This window comes from Pseudomonas sp. yb_5 (assembly GCF_043103865.1).
Lineage (GTDB): Bacteria > Pseudomonadota > Gammaproteobacteria > Pseudomonadales > Pseudomonadaceae > Aquipseudomonas > Aquipseudomonas putida_Y.
In genome coordinates, this window is sequence record NZ_JBICKE010000125.1 from 23,008 (window position 1) to 38,631 (window position 15,624).

Genomic DNA, 15,624 nt, shown 5'->3' on the forward strand with positions numbered 1-15,624 from the left:
CCATTCCTTTGCATGAGTTAGCCATGAAATTCGCTATCGCGGTGTTCTCCCCGGCCCACGTGCCCTCTTCGCGGCGCGCCCTGCGTTTCGCCGAGGCAGTGCTGGCCGGCGGGCATGAGATTGCCCGGCTGTTCTTCTATCAGGACGGGGTACACAGTGCCTCGGCCAACGTGGTCGCTCCCCAGGACGAACTGGACGTGGCTGGCCAGTGGCGCACATTCATACAGACCCATCAGTTGGACGCCGTGGTGTGTATCGCCGCCGCCCTGCGCCGTGGCGTGCTCGACGAAGCCGAGGCCAACCGCTACCAGCGCCCGGCCGTGAACCTGCCCAAGCCCTGGGAACTGTCGGGGCTGGGCCAACTGCACGAGGCCGCGCAAGTGGCCGATCGCCTTGTCTGCTTCGGAGGCGACTGATATGGCCAAGTCCTTGTTGATCATCAGCCGTCAGGCACCGTGGAATGGCCCCTCTGCCCGCGAGGCGCTGGACATCGCCCTGGCCGGCGGCGCGTTCGACCTGCCGTTGGGCATGCTGTTCCTCGACGATGGTGTGTTCCAGCTCGCGCCGGACCAGCAACCCGCCGCCGTGCAACAGAAGAACCTGGCTGCCAACCTGCAGGCGCTGCCGATGTTCGGTGTCGAAGAGCTGTTCGCCTGCAACCACAGCCTGGCCCGTCGTGGCCTGGCAGCCCATACCCTGGCGCTGCCGGTGCAAGTGCTCGATGACGCAGCGCTGGCCGCGCTGATAGCCCGTTTCGACCAGGTGATAACGCTCTGATGAAGACCCTGCATGTAATTGCCCATTCCCCGTTTGGTGACGAGCGCCTGGCCAGTTGCCTGCGCCTGCTCGGTGCCGGAGATGCCCTGCTGCTGTGCGGCGATGCCGTGTATGCCCTGCGCAGCGGCAGCGAGCCGCACGGCCATTTGCAAGCCGCCGGCCTGGCCCAGCGCCTGTTCGCCCTGGACGAGGATGTACAGGCCCGCGCGGTCGGCAACGACCTGGCAAAGGCCGTGGACTACGCCGGGTTCGTCGAACTGTCGCTGCAATACGACAAGGTCAACAGCTGGCTATGAATACGCTCACCGTTGGCGATCAGGTGATCGCCCTGGACAAGGATGGCTTCCTGGTCGACCTGCAAGATTGGTCCCACGACGCCGCCGAGGCGCTGGCCAAGCGCGAAGGTATCCCGTTGACGGCAGACCACTGGGAAATCCTCGAACTGCTCCGTCAGTTCTACCAGGAATACCAGCTGTCTCCGGCCACGCGCCCGCTGATCAAGTACACGGCCCTCAAGCTGGGCCCTGAAAAGGGCAACAGCCCGCACCTGAACCGCCTGTTCAACGGCACCCCCGCCAAACTTGCCGCCAAGCTGGCGGGCCTGCCCAAGCCGACCAACTGCATATGACCGAACCTCGTCCGCTCACTCTGGAAACCCCCGCCGAACACCCGTTCGCCGAATTCGTGCGCATTCTCGGCAAAGGCAAGCGCGGCGCGCGTGGGCTGACCCGCGAAGAGGCCCGCGCAGCCATGACCCTGCTGCTGGAAGGCAAGGTCGAAGACACCCAGCTCGGTGCCTTCCTCATGCTGCTGCGGCACAAGGAAGAAAGCGCCGAAGAGCTGGCAGGCTTCACCGAGGCCCTGCGCGCCCACCTGCAGGCGCCGCGCATCACCGTTGACCTGGACTGGCCCACTTACGCCGGCAAGAAGCGTCACCTGCCCTGGTACCTGCTGGCGGCCAAGTGCCTGGCCAACAATGGCGTGCGCATCTTGATGCACGGCGGCGGCGCACACACTGCCGGGCGTATGTACACAGAGCAACTGCTCGGCCTGCTGCAGATTCCGCTGTGCCGCGACTGGGCCGCCGTCGGCAAGGCGCTGGACCAGCACCAGCTGGCATTCTTCCCGCTGCACGACTGGGCGCCGCAGCTGCAACGCATGATCGACCTGCGCAACACCCTGGGCCTGCGCTCGCCCATCCATTCGCTGGCTCGGGTGCTCAACCCGCTGGGCGCTCGCTGTGGACTGCAGAGCATCTTTCACCCTGGTTACCAGGCAGTGCACCGCGAGGCCAGCCGCCTGCTGGGCGACCATGCCGTGGTGATCAAGGGGGATGGCGGCGAAATCGAGGTCAACCCCGATGTCATCAGCCATCTCTACGGCACCACGGCAGGTGAAGCGTGGGATGAAGAATGGCCAGCGCTGAGCGAACGCCGCCATGTCAAGCCGCCCAGCTTGCAGGCCCAGCACTTGCTGGCGTTCTGGCGTGGCGAAGTAGAAGACAGTTATGGCGAAAAGGCCCTGATCGCGACCATGGCCCTGGCCCTGCGTGGTCTGGGACAGCACCGTGAGCAGGCGTTCGTAACAGCGCAAGGCTACTGGGACACTCGAGATAGATCGATTTAGCCGATAATAGAACCCCGATCTTTGCGCTATTTCTTCGAACGATTTTCCCTAGACTGGGCTCCAACGACAAACAACTTGTTTCAGGAGCTCACCATGGGCCTATTGATCGATGGCCGCTGGCACGACCAGTGGTATGAAAACGGCAAAGACGGCACGTTCAAGCGAGAGAACGCCCAGCGCCGCAATCAGCTGCCCGCCCCCGAGGCAGGCCGCTACCACCTGTACGTGTCGCTGGCCTGCCCATGGGCCCACCGCACCCTGATCGTTCGTGCGCTGAAAGGCCTGGAGCCATTGATCGACGTGTCGGTGGTCAGTTGGCTGATGCAGGACCATGGCTGGACCTTCGACCAACAGCAAGGCTCCAGCGGGGACCACCTCGACGCCCTGCAGTACCTGCACCAACGCTATACGCAGGATGACCCGCACTATACGGGGCGCGTGACGGTACCAGTGCTGTGGGACAAGAAAGAGAAGTGCATCGTCAACAATGAGTCTGCAGAAATCATCCGCATATTCAACAGCGCGTTCAACGAGCTGACTGGCAATACCCTGGACCTTTACCCCGCATCGCTGCGCCCGACTATCGAAGCACTGAACGAGCGTATCTACCCAGCGGTGAACAACGGTGTGTACCGCGCAGGCTTTGCCACCACGCAAGACGCCTACGAGGCTGCCTTTGACGATGTGTTCAACGAACTGGATTACCTGGAAGCCTTGCTAGGCCGCAATCGCTACCTGGCGGGTGAGTACCTGACCGAGGCTGATGTACGCCTGTTCACTACACTGGTGCGCTTCGACGCGGTGTACCACGGGCACTTCAAGTGCAACCTGCGCCGCCTGAGCGACTACCACAACCTGTCGAACTGGCTGCGTGAGCTGTACCAATGGCCAGGGGTGGCAGGTACGGTGAACATGGAGCATATCCAGAAGCACTATTACATGAGCCACAAGACCATCAACCCGAACGGGATTGTACCCAAAGGGCCTTTGCAGGACTTTGGCTTGCCGCATGATCGAGAACGGTTGGTGGGCAAAGGGATCTGGCAGGCTTGAGGAAGCCGGGGCTGCTTTGCAGCCCCAACGATTTCAGCTGTTCTGTGAACCTTCGAACCAGGCCAGCTTGTCACGCAACTGCACCACCTCCCCCACAATCACCAGGGTCGGCGCATGCACCTCATGCTGGGCCACCAGGTCTGGCAGGTCCGCCAAGGTACCGGTGAATACTCGCTGATTACGCGTGGTCCCCTGCTGCACCAACGCCGCCGGGGTACTCGCGGCACGCCCATGGCGAATCAGCTCGGCACAGATGGTCGGCAAGCCCACCAACCCCATGTAGAACACCAAGGTCTGCGCCGGCGCCACCAGGTCATTCCACGGCAGGTTGCTGGTGCCATCCTTGAGGTGCCCGGTGACGAAGCGTACCGATTGGGCGTAATCACGGTGAGTCAGCGGAATGCCGCCATACGCGGAGCAGCCGCTGGCCGCAGTAATACCCGGCACCACCTGGAACGGAATGCCATGCTCGGCCAGCTCTTCGATCTCTTCGCCGCCCCGGCCGAAGATGAACGGGTCGCCACCCTTCAGGCGCAGCACCCGCTTGCCCTGCCGGGCCAGGTCGACCAACAGGCGGTTGATCTGGTCCTGCGGCACAGAATGGTCAGCGCGGCGCTTGCCTACATAGATGCGCTCGGCATCACGACGACACATATCGATGATGGCGGGTGCAACCAGGCGGTCGTACAGCACCACGTCGGCCTGCTGCATCAGGCGCAAGGCACGGAAGGTCAGCAAGTCCGGATCACCCGGGCCTGCACCAACCAAATACACCTCACCGCCCTGCTGCACCGGTGCGCCGTCTACCATCGCCTGCAACAGACGTTCGGCTTCAGCACCCTGCCCGGCCAGCTGACGCTCGGCGATCGGCCCCTGGAATACGGTCTCCCAGAAGCCTCGACGCTGGTTGACGTCCGGGTACAGGGATTTGACCTTGTGCCGGAAGCGTGCCGCCAGCCCGGCCAGCTCACCATAGGCCGAAGGGATCCACGCCTCGAGCTTGGCTCGAATCAGGCGCGCCAGTACCGGGGCGTCACCGCCGCTGGAAACAGCAATTACCAGCGGCGAACGATCCACGATCGCCGGGAAGATCACCGTACACAAGGCCGGCGCATCCACCACATTGACCGGCAGGCTAAGGGCCTGCGCATCGGCCGACACCTGAGCATTCAGCCCAGGGTCGTCAGTCGCCGCGATCACCAGCCGGCAACCGACCAGGTCAGCAGCCCGATAGCCACGCACCAGCACCTCACCGCCACCTTCCCGGGCCAACGCGGCCAACTGGCCGTCGACGTCCGGTGCCACCACGCGCAGCACACCGCCGGCATCGGCCAGCAGGCGCGCCTTGCGCAAGGCGATCTCACCGCCACCGACGACCAGCACACGGCCGCCCTGTAGCTTGTGGAACAGCGGCAGGTAATCCATTTAGCGGATGACCTCGACGCCGCCCATGTACGGTTTCAGCACTTCCGGCACCAGGATCGAACCGTCGGCCTGCTGGTAGTTTTCCAGCACCGCAACCAGGGTACGGCCTACGGCCAGACCGGAACCGTTGAGCGTGTGTACAAGCTCTGGTTTGCCGGTTTCCGGGTTGCGCCAGCGAGCCTGCATGCGGCGCGCCTGGAAGTCACCGCAGTTGGAGCACGAGCTGATCTCGCGGTACTTGTCCTGGCTTGGCACCCACACTTCCAGGTCGTAGGTTTTCACCGCACCAAAGCCCATGTCGCCAGTGCACAGGGCCAGCACGCGGTATGGCAGCTCAAGCAACTGCAGCACACGCTCGGCGTTGGCAGTCAGGCCTTCCAGGGCCGCCATCGACTTGGCCGGCTCTACCACCTGCACCATCTCGACTTTGTCGAACTGGTGCTGGCGGATCATGCCGCGGGTGTCACGGCCGGACGCGCCGGCTTCGCTGCGGAAGCATGGGGTGTGGGCAACCAGTTTCAGTGGCAACTGCTTGGCGTCGAGGATTTCACCCGCCACCAGGTTGGTCAGCGACACTTCGGCGGTCGGAATCAGGTAGAAGTCTGCCTCACCTTCACGGGTGATCTTGAACAGGTCTTCCTCGAATTTCGGCAACTGGCCAGTGCCCTGCAGCGCCGGGGCCTGCACCATGTACGGGGTGTAGTGTTCCTCGTAGCCATGTTCGCCGGTGTGCAGGTTGATCATGAACTGCGCCAGGGCGCGATGCAGACGGGCAACCGGACCACGCAGCACAGCAAAACGGGCGCCGGACAGCTTGGCAGCCGCTTCGAAGTCCAGGCCACCGCTGATTTCACCAAGGGCCACATGGTCCTTGATTTCGAAGTCGAACGCCTTCGGCGTGCCCCAACGGCGCACTTCGACGTTGTCGTCTTCGCTGGCACCGACCGGTACGCTGGCGTCCGGCAGGTTGGGAATGGTCAACAGGATGCCATCCAGCTCGGCCTGAATGGCGTCCAGCTCGGCCTTGCCGGCAGTCAGTTCGTTGGCCATGCGCTCGACGTCAGCCATCAGCGGGGCGATGTCTTCGCCCTTGGCCTTGGCCTGGCCGATGGACTTGGAACGGGCGTTACGCTCAGCCTGCAGTTGTTCGGTGCGGGTCTGCACCGCCTTGCGGCGCTCTTCCAGTGATTCGATGCGCGCGACATCCAGGCTGAAGCCACGGGAGGCCAGGCGGTCCGCCACTTCCTGAAGTTGGCCGCGTAACAGTTTGGAATCGAGCATATCGTTCTCTCGTTATGTGTAGGTGTTGGTTCAGAATCGGGTCAGGGACAAGCCAGCCCAGGTTGCGAGCAGCCCGCCCACCACGCTGATACTGGTATAGCCCAAGGCAAGGGGCACTTGCCCGCTTTCCATCAGGCGCACGGTATCGAGCGAGAAGGAGGAAAAGGTCGTCAGGCCACCGAGAAAGCCGACAATCAGGCTGGCGCGCAACTCAACCGGCGCCAGCGGCTTGTGCAAGAACAGGCCATAGAGCAAGCCGATCAGCAGGCAGCCAACCAGGTTGACCGCCAGCGTACCGACATAGAAGTGCCGTGGCCAGTGGGCCGCCACCCAGTTGGTGGTAGCAAAGCGCAACAAGGTACCGGCGATACCACCCGCGCTGACCGCGGCGATAAGTGCAATCATGATTTTCTCCGCTGGCGGGGGCTGTTGCGGTCGAGATCGGCCAGGTGGCGCAGCTTCTCGCCAATTTTCAGTTCCAGGCCACGGGGCACCGGCTGATAGTACTGGCGTGGCTCCAGCTCGTCGGGGAAGTAATCCTCACCAGCAGCGTAGGCGTCGGGTTCATCGTGGGCATAGCGGTACTCGTCGCCATAGCCCAACTGCTTCATCAGCTTGGTCGGGGCATTGCGCAGGTGCAACGGCACCTCCAGCGAACCGTGCTCGGCCGCTTCGCGCAGGGCAGTCTTGAAGCCCACGTACACCGCGTTGCTCTTGGGCGCACAGGCCAGGTAGGTGATGGCCTGGGCCACCGCCAACTCGCCCTCGGGACTGCCAAGGCGCTCCTGCACATCCCAGGCTGCCAGGCACAGGCTAAGCGCACGCGGGTCAGCATTGCCGATGTCCTCGCTGGCCATGCGCACCACACGGCGGGCGATGTACAACGGATCGCAGCCGCCGTCGAGCATGCGTGCAAACCAGTACAGGGCGCCATCGGGGTTGGAGCCGCGCACCGACTTGTGCAGCGCGGATATCTGGTCGTAGAACGCCTCGCCGCCCTTGTCGAAACGGCGGCGACTGTCACCCAGCAGGCTCTGCAGCATCTCGACGTCGATCTCGCTGCCGTCTTCAGCCAGGTCCGAGGCGTTCTCGAGGAAGTTGAGCATGCGCCGGCCATCGCCGTCGGCGGCGGCCATCAGCATCTTGAAGGCGTCGTCGCCCACCCGCAGGTTACGCTTGCCCAGGCCACGCTCTTCTGTCAGCGCACGGTTGACCAGCTTGCGCAGGGCCGCTTCGTCCAGGCTCTTGAGCACATACACCCGCGCCCGCGACAGCAGCGCATTGTTCAGCTCGAACGACGGGTTTTCGGTGGTGGCACCGATGAACAGCAGGGTGCCGTCCTCGACATAGGGCAAAAAGGCGTCCTGCTGCGACTTGTTGAAGCGGTGCACCTCGTCAACGAACAGGATGGTGCGACGGCCATATTGGCCAGCCTGCTGTTTGGCCACCTCCACCGCCTGGCGGATCTCTTTCACCCCGGCCAGCACTGCCGACACCGTTTCGAAGTGCGCATCACAGAACTGCGCCAGCAACCGCGCCAGCGTGGTCTTGCCGACCCCGGGAGGGCCCCAGAAGATCATCGAATGCAGCGCACCTTGCTCCAGCGCCTCGCGCAGCGGTTTGCCGCGCGCCAGCAGGTGCTCCTGGCCGACGTACTCGTCCAGGCTGGAGGGGCGCAGACGGGCGGCCAGGGGCTGGGCGACGGGTTCGCTTCGAAACAGGTCCATGGCGAGCTCTGGTTACTCCTTGATCACATCCGCGCCCTTGGGGATGTCGAACTTGAACTTGCTGTCCGGCACCGCCTGGTTGGCCTTGACGCCATTGAACAGGATGTTGGTGCGCTGGCCGACGCTGTCGATCAGTTGCATGTCGTTGATCAGGCCTTTGCGGAACGACACGCGCAGCGAGTCGAACAGGGTGTCCTTGGTCTTTGGCTTGAGGGTGAAGTCCATCACTTCGCCCTGCTCCTTGGACGCAATGTCAAAGCTCTGGCTGATCTTCGACACATCACCGGACAGCAACAGGGCTGGGGTCTGGTTCAGCCGCACGTCGAGCTTCTTGATGGTGGCCTGCTCCAGGTCCGGGTCCCACAGGGTGACGTTCTTGCCGTCCGAGACCACCACTTGCTCCTGTGGCGCATCGGTATGCCAGTAGAACAGGCCAGGGCGCTTGACCGCCATCTTGCCCGAGGTTTCCTGCAAGCTGGTGCCATCGGCGCCCAGGGTCAGCTGGGAGAAGTTGGCCTCGATGGTCTGCGACTTTTCCAGCAGCTGCGTCAGGCGTTGTACGTCTTGCTCACCGGCATAAGCAGTAACCGAGCCCAGGGTCAGGGCAGAAACCAACAGCATGCGAATCGCGCGCATGGGAATCCTCATTGAGCGTTGAAAAGGCCGGACGCCACCGTTGGCGCCCGGCAGGGTGTTCATCAGTCGCGCGGGCCGCCCGGGGCAATCACTTCCCGCGAGCCGTTGCTGTTCATCGGGGTGACAACGCCGGCCATCTCCATCGACTCGATCATGCGCGCGGCACGGTTGTAGCCGATCTTCAGCTTGCGTTGCACGGCAGAAATGGAGGCACGACGGCTCTCAAGCACGAATTGCACCGCTTCATCATACAGGGCGTCGGTTTCGGCATCGTCACCGTCGCCACCACCGCCACCGCCATCAAAGCCGCTACCGGCTTCTTCGACGCCGTTGAGGATATCGTCGTTGTAGTCCGGGGCGCCACGCAGCTTCCAAGCCTCTACCGTGCGGTGCACTTCGTCGTCGGACACGAATGCGCCGTGTACCCGGATCGGCAGGCTGGTGCCCGGCGGCATGTACAGCATGTCGCCATGGCCCAGCAACTGCTCGGCACCGCCCTGGTCGATGATGGTACGCGAGTCGATCTTGCTCGACACCTGGAACGCCATACGGGTCGGGATGTTGGCCTTGATCAGGCCGGTGATCACGTCCACCGACGGGCGCTGGGTGGCGAGGATCAGATGAATACCGGCCGCCCGTGCCTTCTGCGCGATACGGGCGATCAGCTCCTCGACCTTCTTGCCGACGATCATCATCATGTCGGCGAATTCGTCCACCACCACCACGATGGTCGGCAGGGTTTTCAACGCAGGCGGCTCATCGTCCATGCTCTCACGGCGATACAGCGGGTCATGGATGATTTCGCCAGCCTCCTGGGCGTCCTTGATCTTGCGATTGAAACCGGCCAGGTTACGCACGCCCATGGCCGCCATGAGTTTGTAGCGCCGCTCCATCTCGGCCACGCTCCAGCGCAGGGCATTGGCGGCGTCCTTCATGTCGGTGACCACCGGGCACAGCAGGTGCGGAATGCCTTCGTAGATCGACAATTCAAGCATTTTCGGGTCGATCATGATCAGCCGCGCGTCTTCCGGGCTGGACTTGAACAGGATCGACAAAATCATCGCGTTCACACCCACCGACTTACCGGAACCGGTCGTACCGGCCACCAACAGGTGGGGCATCTTGGCCAGGTCGGTGATCACCGGCTTGCCGCCGATATCATGGCCCAGCGCCAACGTGACGGGCGATTTCTGCTCGTCATACTGCGACGTGGCCAGCACTTCGGAGAAGCGCACCATCTGGCGGTTTTCGTTGGGTATCTCGATACCCACTGTGGTCTTGCCAGGGATGACCTCGACCACTCGCACACTGGTCACGGCCAGCGAACGCGCCAGGTCCTTGGCCAGGTTGGCGATGCGACTGACCTTCACGCCTGCGGCCGGCTGGATTTCGTAACGGGTAATCACCGGGCCGGGGTGGATCGAATCCACCGCCACTTCCACACCGAACTCCTTGAGCTTGATTTCCAGCAACTGGCCGACGCCGGCCAGGGATTCTGGCGAATACTCGATCTTCTTCTGTTCAGCCGGGTCGAGAATGGAAATCGAAGGCAAGGTGCCCTCCACGGCGCTGTCGACGAACAGCGGCGCCTGCTTTTCCTTCATCGCCCGCTTGCTCGGCTCCGGCGCCCTGGCGGCTGACGGCGGCACAATGGTGGGCGCTGGGTGCTGCTGGCGGGGCACCACGGTTTCACGCGGCGCCAATGCCTCAGACGCCGTTTCACGCGGCGGTACAATCGGTTCGCGTGCAAGGGTCGGCTCAACCGGCTGGGCGGTTTTTTCTTCACGCTTGAGGATGCGCTCGCGCAGCGAAGGCTTGGCCGGCTCGCGCTTCTCGGCAGCCATCGGCGCGGCCTTGAACACCGGTTCGTCCTCGCGCAGTTGCGCCTCAAGGCGCTTGCGCTCGTTGCGCGCTTCCCACCAGCGGGTGGCAGCCCCTTGCACCAGCTCGCACAGGTCGAGGGTGATCTTGCCGGTCAGGTCCATCACCTTGAACCACGACAGGTCGGTGAAGACGGTCAGGCCGAACAGGAACAGGGCAATGAACATCAGCGTGCTGCCCTGCACGTTCAGCAGGTTGCGCGCCAGGTCACCCAGGCTTTCGCCCAGCGCACCACCGGCGGAGAACGGCAGGCCGGCTGACGGGTGGAAGTGGATATGCGCCAGCGCCGCCCCAGACAGCACCAGGAACACCAGGCCAATCAGCCGCCAGGAGAACAGCCAGCCGCTCCAGTCCCACGGCTGGTGGCGTTCGCGGAAAATCTGCCAGGTCTTGACCGCCAGCAGCAGCGGGAAAATATAGGCGAAGTAACCCAGCACCATGAACAGGATGTCGGCAAAGTAGGCACCGGCACGCCCGGCTGCATTCTGCACCTGGTCGACGTTGCTGGTGTGGCTGAAGCCCGGGTCCGAGGTGTCGTAGGTCAGCAGCGCCATCCACAGGTACAGGCACAGGGCGCCGACAGCGATCAACGCACCTTCCTTGAGGCGATAATGCAGCTGCTGCCGCCACAGTGGCACAGGCAATGGAGCTGGAGTTGCGGTGGATTTCTTCAAAACGCGTCTATTCCTGCGCGTGGTGCGCGTCCAATAGTGATCGGCCGCTGCGCGACCAACGAACCACTACTTTTAACATTACTGCCCGCCAGCCGCCATGGCGGCACGCCGTATGGGGGTTTGGCCGGAGGCGAATTCGTATAGCTGCAATTTGAGCACGCATTTTCTTTTGTGACAAAGGCTTATGCTGTGTTTTTGCACAGGTGTGACAGCAAATGTAGCCGATGGTGCCTGCGGTTTGATGAATGTGTAGGAAATTGCCTAAATTGCCGTGCCCCTCTGTAGGGGTAGCCTTGTGCAGGGGACCGCTCCGGCGTTGAGGCACCCAAAGAGATTGACCCCGCTTTTGACCCAAGCCATGCTGCCCTCTCCCCTCCCCCACCGCACGATAGACCATGCTCACCTGGCTGACCCGCGACTCGCTGACCTTCCCCCCCCTGGAAAAGGCGCTGCACGACCCCAACGGCCTACTGGCCGCCGGCGGAGACCTGAGCCCCGAGCGCCTGGTGCAGGCGTATCGCCACGGCTGCTTCCCGTGGTACCAGGACGGCCAGCCGATCCTGTGGTGGTCACCTGACCCGCGCACGGTGTTGTTGCCTGACCAGTTGCATGTCTCGCGCTCGCTGGCCAAGCTGATGCGCCAAGGCCGCTACCAGGTCAGTTTCGACACCGACTTCCCGGGCGTGATCGCCGCCTGCGCCGCGCCGCGCGATTACGCTGACGGCACCTGGATCACCGACACCATGCGCAACGCCTACTGCGAACTGCACCGCCGTGGCATCGCCCATTCGGTTGAAGTTCGCCAGGATGGCGAACTGGTTGGGGGCCTGTACGGCCTGGCCATGGGCCAGCTGTTCTTTGGCGAATCGATGTTCAGCCGCGCCGACAACGCCTCCAAGGTCGGTTTCGTAACCTTGGTCAACCACCTGCGAGACGCCGGTTTCGTGCTTATCGACTGCCAGATGCCCACCAACCACCTGCACAGCCTGGGCGCCCACGCCATCAGCCGTGCCGAGTTCGCCAGCTACCTGGCACACCACCTTGACCAGCCCAATAGCGCTTCATGGGTTGCCTAGGCGAGTTCCCGTAGCTGGCTTACACTTAACTCAAAGTCTCACCGAAGGGGTTGATCATGACAGAGTTGGCGCGGTTGAAGTTCTATGCCACTCAGCCCCACTCCTGCAGCTACCTGCCGGAGGAGCAGGCGACCACGCTGTTCCTCGACCCCAGCCAGCCGATGGACGTGCATGTGTACGCCGATTTATCGGAAATGGGCTTTCGCCGCAGTGGCGACCACCTGTACCGCCCGCACTGCCAGAACTGCAATGCCTGCGTGCCGGCGCGCATCCCGGCGGCGCGCTTCATCCCCAACCGCCAGCAGCGGCGCATTCTCAAGCGTAACGCCGACCTGACCGTAACCGCAGCACGCCCGGCGTTCAGGGAAGAGTATTTCGAGCTGTACCGGCGCTATATCGAAACGCGCCACGCCGACGGCGACATGTACCCGCCCAGCCGCGATCAGTTCTCCACCTTCCTGGTGCGCGACCTGCCGTTCTGCTGGTTCTACGAGTTTCGCCTGGAAGGCCGGTTGATGGCGGTGGCAGTGTGCGACCTGCTACCCAATGGCCTGTCGGCGGTGTACACCTTCTACGAGCCGGACGAGGAGCGCCGCAGCCTTGGCCGTTTCGCCATTCTCTGGCAGATCACCGAAGCGCTGCGCCAGGACCTGGAGGCGGTTTACCTGGGCTACTGGATCAAGAACTGCAAGAAGATGAACTACAAGACGCAGTACCGCCCCATCGAGTTGCTGATAAACCAGCGCTGGGTCACCCTCAACTGAAAGCATTGGCTTGACACGCAGTTTTCCGGCATAATCCACGCCACTTTTTTGCCCGGTGCGGATATGCGTCGGGCTAACACTGGATCCGAGGGCTCAACTGCATGTCGAAAGAAGACAGCTTCGAAATGGAAGGTACTGTCGTCGACACCCTGCCCAACACCATGTTCCGCGTGGAGTTGGAAAACGGGCACGTCGTAACCGCGCACATCTCCGGAAAGATGCGCAAGAACTACATCCGTATTCTCACTGGCGACAAGGTCCGCGTCGAGCTGACGCCGTACGACCTGAGCAAGGGCCGCATCACCTACCGTGCGCGCTAAGCTCAAGCCATGAAAAAGCCCGGCCAGGTGCCGGGCTTTTTTGTGCCTCAAGAAATTGCAGGGGCTGCAAGGCAGCCCCTGCACATCACGCGACCTCAGCCGTGGTTTCGAAGTCGAACACCAGTTCGCCATCGCGCAGGTCGACATGCACCACGCCACCATGCTCGGCCAGCTCGCCAAACAGGATCTCCTCGGCCAGCGGCCGCTTGATCTTGTCCTGGATCAGCCGCGCCATTGGCCGCGCACCCATCTGCACGTCATAGCCCGACACCGCCAGCCAACCGCGCGCTTCATCGCTGACCTCCAGCAGCACACGCTTGTCTTCCAGCTGCGCCTGCAGTTCGATAAGGAACTTGTCGACGATGCTTTTGATCGTCTCCGTGCTCAGGCGGCCAAACTGGATGATGGTATCCAGACGGTTGCGGAACTCTGGCGTGAAGCTTTTGCGGATCACTTCCATGGCATCGGACGCGTGGTCCTGATGAGTGAAGCCGATCGACGCCCGCGCCGCGGTTTCTGCACCGGCGTTGGTGGTCATGATCAGGATCACGTTACGGAAGTCGGCCTTGCGCCCGTTGTTGTCGGTCAGGGTCCCGTGATCCATCACCTGCAGCAGCAGATTGAAGACTTCCGGGTGGGCCTTCTCGATTTCGTCGAGCAACAATACGCAGTGCGGCTGTTTGGTGATTGCCTCGGTCAACAAGCCACCCTGGTCAAAACCGACATAACCCGGCGGCGCACCAATCAAACGCGACACGGTGTGGCGCTCCATGTACTCAGACATGTCGAAACGCACCAATTCCACACCCAGTGCCTTGGCCAGCTGCCGCGCCGCTTCGGTCTTGCCGACGCCGGTAGGGCCGGCGAACAGGAACGAACCCACCGGCTTGTCTGGCGACTTGAGGCCGGCACGGGACAACTTGATCGCGGTGGCCAGCGAGTCGATTGCCTGGTCCTGGCCAAACACGGTCAGTTTCAGGTCGCGCTCAAGGTTGCGCAGCAGCTCCTTGTCGGAACTGGTGACGTGCTTCGGCGGAATTCTCGCGATCTTGGCAACGATGTCTTCCACTTGCGGCACATCGATGCGCTTGACGCGATTGGCCTCCGGCTGCAGGCGCTGGTAAGCACCAGCCTCGTCGATCACATCAATGGCCTTGTCAGGCATGTGCCGGTCATTGATGTAGCGCGAGGCCAGTTCGGCGGCGGCGCGCAGGGCTTCGTCGCTGTACTCGATGTTGTGGTGGCTTTCGAAACGGCCTTTCAGGCCGCGCAGGATGCCCACGGTGTCTTCGACCGATGGCTCGCTGACATCCACCTTCTGGAAACGACGCGCCAAGGCACGATCCTTCTCGAAGATGCCGCGAAACTCCTGGAACGTGGTCGAACCGATGCAGCGGATTTCACCCGACGACAGCAACGGCTTGAGCAGATTGGAGGCATCCATCACCCCGCCCGACGCCGCGCCGGCACCGATAATGGTGTGAATCTCGTCGATGAACAGGATGGCCTGCGGACGCTTGCGCAGCTCACCGAGCAGCGCCTTGAAGCGCTTCTCGAAGTCACCACGGTACTTGGTTCCGGCCAGCAAGGCACCCAGATCGAGGGAGTACACCACGCTCTGTGCCAGCAGGTCAGGCACCTGACCATCGACGATGCGCTTGGCCAGGCCTTCGGCGATGGCCGTCTTGCCCACGCCTGCCTCACCCACCAACAGCGGGTTGTTCTTGCGCCGACGGGCCAGGATTTGCGCCACGCGCTCCACTTCCTGCTCGCGACCTACCAGCGGGTCGATACGGCCAGCACGGGCCAGTTCGTTCAGGTTGCTGGCGTAGGCGTCCAGCGGGTTGCTCGAAGAGGAGGTTTCACCGCCCTCTTCGTCCTGCATGTCCTGGTCGCTTTCAGATTGCGCACCATGCCCTGGCACCTTGGAGATGCCATGGGCGATGTAGTTGACCACGTCGATACGGGCCACGCTCTGCTGCTTGAGCAGGAACACGGCCTGGCTTTCCTGTTCGCTGAAGATCGCCACCAGCACGTTGGCGCCGGTCACTTCGCGCTTGCCAGAGCTTTGCACGTGGAACACGGCACGCTGAAGCACGCGCTGGAAGCCCAGGGTCGGCTGGGTTTCACGGTCTTCGTCGTTCACAGGGATCAACGGCGTGGTGGAATCGATGAACTCTTGCAGGTCGTGCTTGAGCTTGTCGAGATTGGCGCCACAGGCGCGCAGAACGGTCGCGGCAGCCTCATTGTCAAGGAGTGCCAGCAGCAGATGTTCGACGGTCATGAACTCATGACGCTTCGAACGGGCCTCCTTGAAGGCAAGATTGAGGGTGACTTCGAGCTCGCGGTTTAACATAGCTTCACCTCATACCCAAGTGGTCGGC

Annotated in this window: 16 protein-coding genes; 9 read left to right on the forward strand and 7 right to left on the reverse strand. The window is 62.7% G+C overall.

Going from position 1 to position 15,624, the window contains the following annotated elements; genetic code table 11:
• The first annotated feature begins 23 nt into the window (after positions 1–23).
• The 6 genes from tusD (at position 24) to ACF8GF_RS22365 (ending at position 3,456) form a co-directional block, all read left to right on the forward strand.
• The gene (gene tusD / locus ACF8GF_RS22340; RefSeq protein ID WP_176682288.1) at positions 24–416 is read left to right on the forward strand and encodes a sulfurtransferase complex subunit TusD; all 393 of its coding nucleotides are present in this window, start codon (positions 24–26) and stop codon (positions 414–416) included.
• 1 nt (position 417) lies between these two features.
• Positions 418–777 (forward strand): sulfurtransferase complex subunit TusC, encoded by a 360-nt coding sequence (gene tusC / locus ACF8GF_RS22345; protein ID WP_176682287.1) that lies wholly within the window; start codon positions 418–420, stop codon positions 775–777.
• Complete coding sequence (gene tusB / locus ACF8GF_RS22350) at positions 777–1,073, forward strand: sulfurtransferase complex subunit TusB (RefSeq protein ID WP_392488503.1); 297 nt, start codon at positions 777–779, stop codon at positions 1,071–1,073. The genes tusC and tusB overlap by 1 nt, the downstream gene beginning before the upstream one ends.
• Positions 1,070–1,405 carry a TusE/DsrC/DsvC family sulfur relay protein gene (locus tag ACF8GF_RS22355; protein WP_010954804.1) on the forward strand — a complete coding sequence of 112 codons (336 nt, stop codon included), beginning with the start codon at positions 1,070–1,072 and terminating at the stop codon, positions 1,403–1,405. The genes tusB and ACF8GF_RS22355 overlap by 4 nt, the downstream gene beginning before the upstream one ends.
• Entirely contained in the window at positions 1,402–2,403 is a 1,002-nt protein-coding gene (locus ACF8GF_RS22360) for a glycosyl transferase family protein (protein ID WP_392488504.1), read from the forward strand. Before ACF8GF_RS22355 ends, ACF8GF_RS22360 begins: the two co-directional genes overlap by 4 nt.
• 93 nt (positions 2,404–2,496) lie before the next feature.
• On the forward strand, positions 2,497–3,456 hold the full coding sequence (locus ACF8GF_RS22365) for a glutathione S-transferase family protein (RefSeq protein WP_392488505.1): 960 nt from the start codon (positions 2,497–2,499) through the stop codon (positions 3,454–3,456).
• Positions 3,457–3,489: 33 nt separating this feature from the next.
• On the opposite strand, the gene cysG is transcribed toward ACF8GF_RS22365, so the two are convergent.
• The 6 genes from cysG to ACF8GF_RS22395 all read right to left on the reverse strand — a co-directional run bounded on the left by cysG (position 3,490) and on the right by ACF8GF_RS22395 (position 11,080).
• Entirely contained in the window at positions 3,490–4,881 is a 1,392-nt protein-coding gene (gene cysG, locus ACF8GF_RS22370; protein WP_209967035.1) for a siroheme synthase CysG, read from the reverse strand.
• Positions 4,882–6,162 (reverse strand): serine--tRNA ligase, encoded by a 1,281-nt coding sequence (gene serS, locus ACF8GF_RS22375; RefSeq protein WP_392488506.1) that lies wholly within the window; start codon positions 6,160–6,162, stop codon positions 4,882–4,884.
• Positions 6,163–6,192: 30 nt separating this feature from the next.
• Positions 6,193–6,567 (reverse strand): fluoride efflux transporter CrcB, encoded by a 375-nt coding sequence (gene crcB, locus ACF8GF_RS22380; protein ID WP_176682282.1) that lies wholly within the window; start codon positions 6,565–6,567, stop codon positions 6,193–6,195.
• Positions 6,564–7,889, reverse strand: coding sequence for a replication-associated recombination protein A (locus ACF8GF_RS22385; protein WP_176682281.1), 1,326 nt, complete (start codon positions 7,887–7,889; stop codon positions 6,564–6,566). Before ACF8GF_RS22385 ends, crcB begins: the two co-directional genes overlap by 4 nt.
• 12 nt (positions 7,890–7,901) lie before the next feature.
• Positions 7,902–8,525, reverse strand: a complete 624-nt coding sequence (lolA, locus tag ACF8GF_RS22390; RefSeq protein ID WP_176682280.1) for an outer membrane lipoprotein chaperone LolA — start codon at positions 8,523–8,525, stop codon at positions 7,902–7,904.
• 62 nt (positions 8,526–8,587) lie between these two features.
• Positions 8,588–11,080 (reverse strand): DNA translocase FtsK, encoded by a 2,493-nt coding sequence (locus tag ACF8GF_RS22395; RefSeq protein ID WP_176682279.1) that lies wholly within the window; start codon positions 11,078–11,080, stop codon positions 8,588–8,590.
• Positions 11,081–11,475: 395 nt separating this feature from the next.
• Here ACF8GF_RS22395 and aat point away from each other — a divergent pair, with 395 nt between their 5' ends.
• From aat to infA, 3 genes are all read left to right on the forward strand, one after another.
• Positions 11,476–12,156, forward strand: coding sequence for a leucyl/phenylalanyl-tRNA--protein transferase (aat, locus tag ACF8GF_RS22400; protein ID WP_176682278.1), 681 nt, complete (start codon positions 11,476–11,478; stop codon positions 12,154–12,156).
• A gap of 56 nt (positions 12,157–12,212) precedes the next feature.
• Positions 12,213–12,920 (forward strand): arginyltransferase, encoded by a 708-nt coding sequence (locus tag ACF8GF_RS22405; protein ID WP_176682277.1) that lies wholly within the window; start codon positions 12,213–12,215, stop codon positions 12,918–12,920.
• A 101-nt stretch (positions 12,921–13,021) separates the two neighbouring features.
• Entirely contained in the window at positions 13,022–13,240 is a 219-nt protein-coding gene (gene infA, locus ACF8GF_RS22410; RefSeq protein WP_002553999.1) for a translation initiation factor IF-1, read from the forward strand.
• Positions 13,241–13,325: 85 nt separating this feature from the next.
• On the opposite strand, the gene clpA is transcribed toward infA, so the two are convergent.
• Positions 13,326–15,596, reverse strand: a complete 2,271-nt coding sequence (gene clpA / locus ACF8GF_RS22415) for an ATP-dependent Clp protease ATP-binding subunit ClpA (protein ID WP_012051826.1) — start codon at positions 15,594–15,596, stop codon at positions 13,326–13,328.
• Positions 15,597–15,624: the final 28 nt, after the last annotated feature.

What these genes read in the sequence shown, in the direction of transcription:
- tusD (WP_176682288.1), top strand. Translation starts at nt 24, where the DNA reads ATGAAATTCGCTATCGCGGTGTTCTCCCCGGCCCACGTGCCCTCTTCG.
- tusC (WP_176682287.1), top strand. Translation starts at nt 418, where the DNA reads ATGGCCAAGTCCTTGTTGATCATCAGCCGTCAGGCACCGTGGAATGGC.
- tusB (WP_392488503.1), top strand. Translation starts at nt 777, where the DNA reads ATGAAGACCCTGCATGTAATTGCCCATTCCCCGTTTGGTGACGAGCGC.
- ACF8GF_RS22355 (WP_010954804.1), top strand. Translation starts at nt 1,070, where the DNA reads ATGAATACGCTCACCGTTGGCGATCAGGTGATCGCCCTGGACAAGGAT.
- ACF8GF_RS22360 (WP_392488504.1), top strand. Translation starts at nt 1,402, where the DNA reads ATGACCGAACCTCGTCCGCTCACTCTGGAAACCCCCGCCGAACACCCG.
- ACF8GF_RS22365 (WP_392488505.1), top strand. Translation starts at nt 2,497, where the DNA reads ATGGGCCTATTGATCGATGGCCGCTGGCACGACCAGTGGTATGAAAAC.
- cysG (WP_209967035.1), bottom strand. Translation starts at nt 4,881, where the DNA reads ATGGATTACCTGCCGCTGTTCCACAAGCTACAGGGCGGCCGTGTGCTG.
- serS (WP_392488506.1), bottom strand. Translation starts at nt 6,162, where the DNA reads ATGCTCGATTCCAAACTGTTACGCGGCCAACTTCAGGAAGTGGCGGAC.
- crcB (WP_176682282.1), bottom strand. Translation starts at nt 6,567, where the DNA reads ATGATTGCACTTATCGCCGCGGTCAGCGCGGGTGGTATCGCCGGTACC.
- ACF8GF_RS22385 (WP_176682281.1), bottom strand. Translation starts at nt 7,889, where the DNA reads ATGGACCTGTTTCGAAGCGAACCCGTCGCCCAGCCCCTGGCCGCCCGT.
- lolA (WP_176682280.1), bottom strand. Translation starts at nt 8,525, where the DNA reads ATGCGCGCGATTCGCATGCTGTTGGTTTCTGCCCTGACCCTGGGCTCG.
- aat (WP_176682278.1), top strand. Translation starts at nt 11,476, where the DNA reads ATGCTCACCTGGCTGACCCGCGACTCGCTGACCTTCCCCCCCCTGGAA.
- ACF8GF_RS22405 (WP_176682277.1), top strand. Translation starts at nt 12,213, where the DNA reads ATGACAGAGTTGGCGCGGTTGAAGTTCTATGCCACTCAGCCCCACTCC.
- infA (WP_002553999.1), top strand. Translation starts at nt 13,022, where the DNA reads ATGTCGAAAGAAGACAGCTTCGAAATGGAAGGTACTGTCGTCGACACC.
- clpA (WP_012051826.1), bottom strand. Translation starts at nt 15,596, where the DNA reads ATGTTAAACCGCGAGCTCGAAGTCACCCTCAATCTTGCCTTCAAGGAG.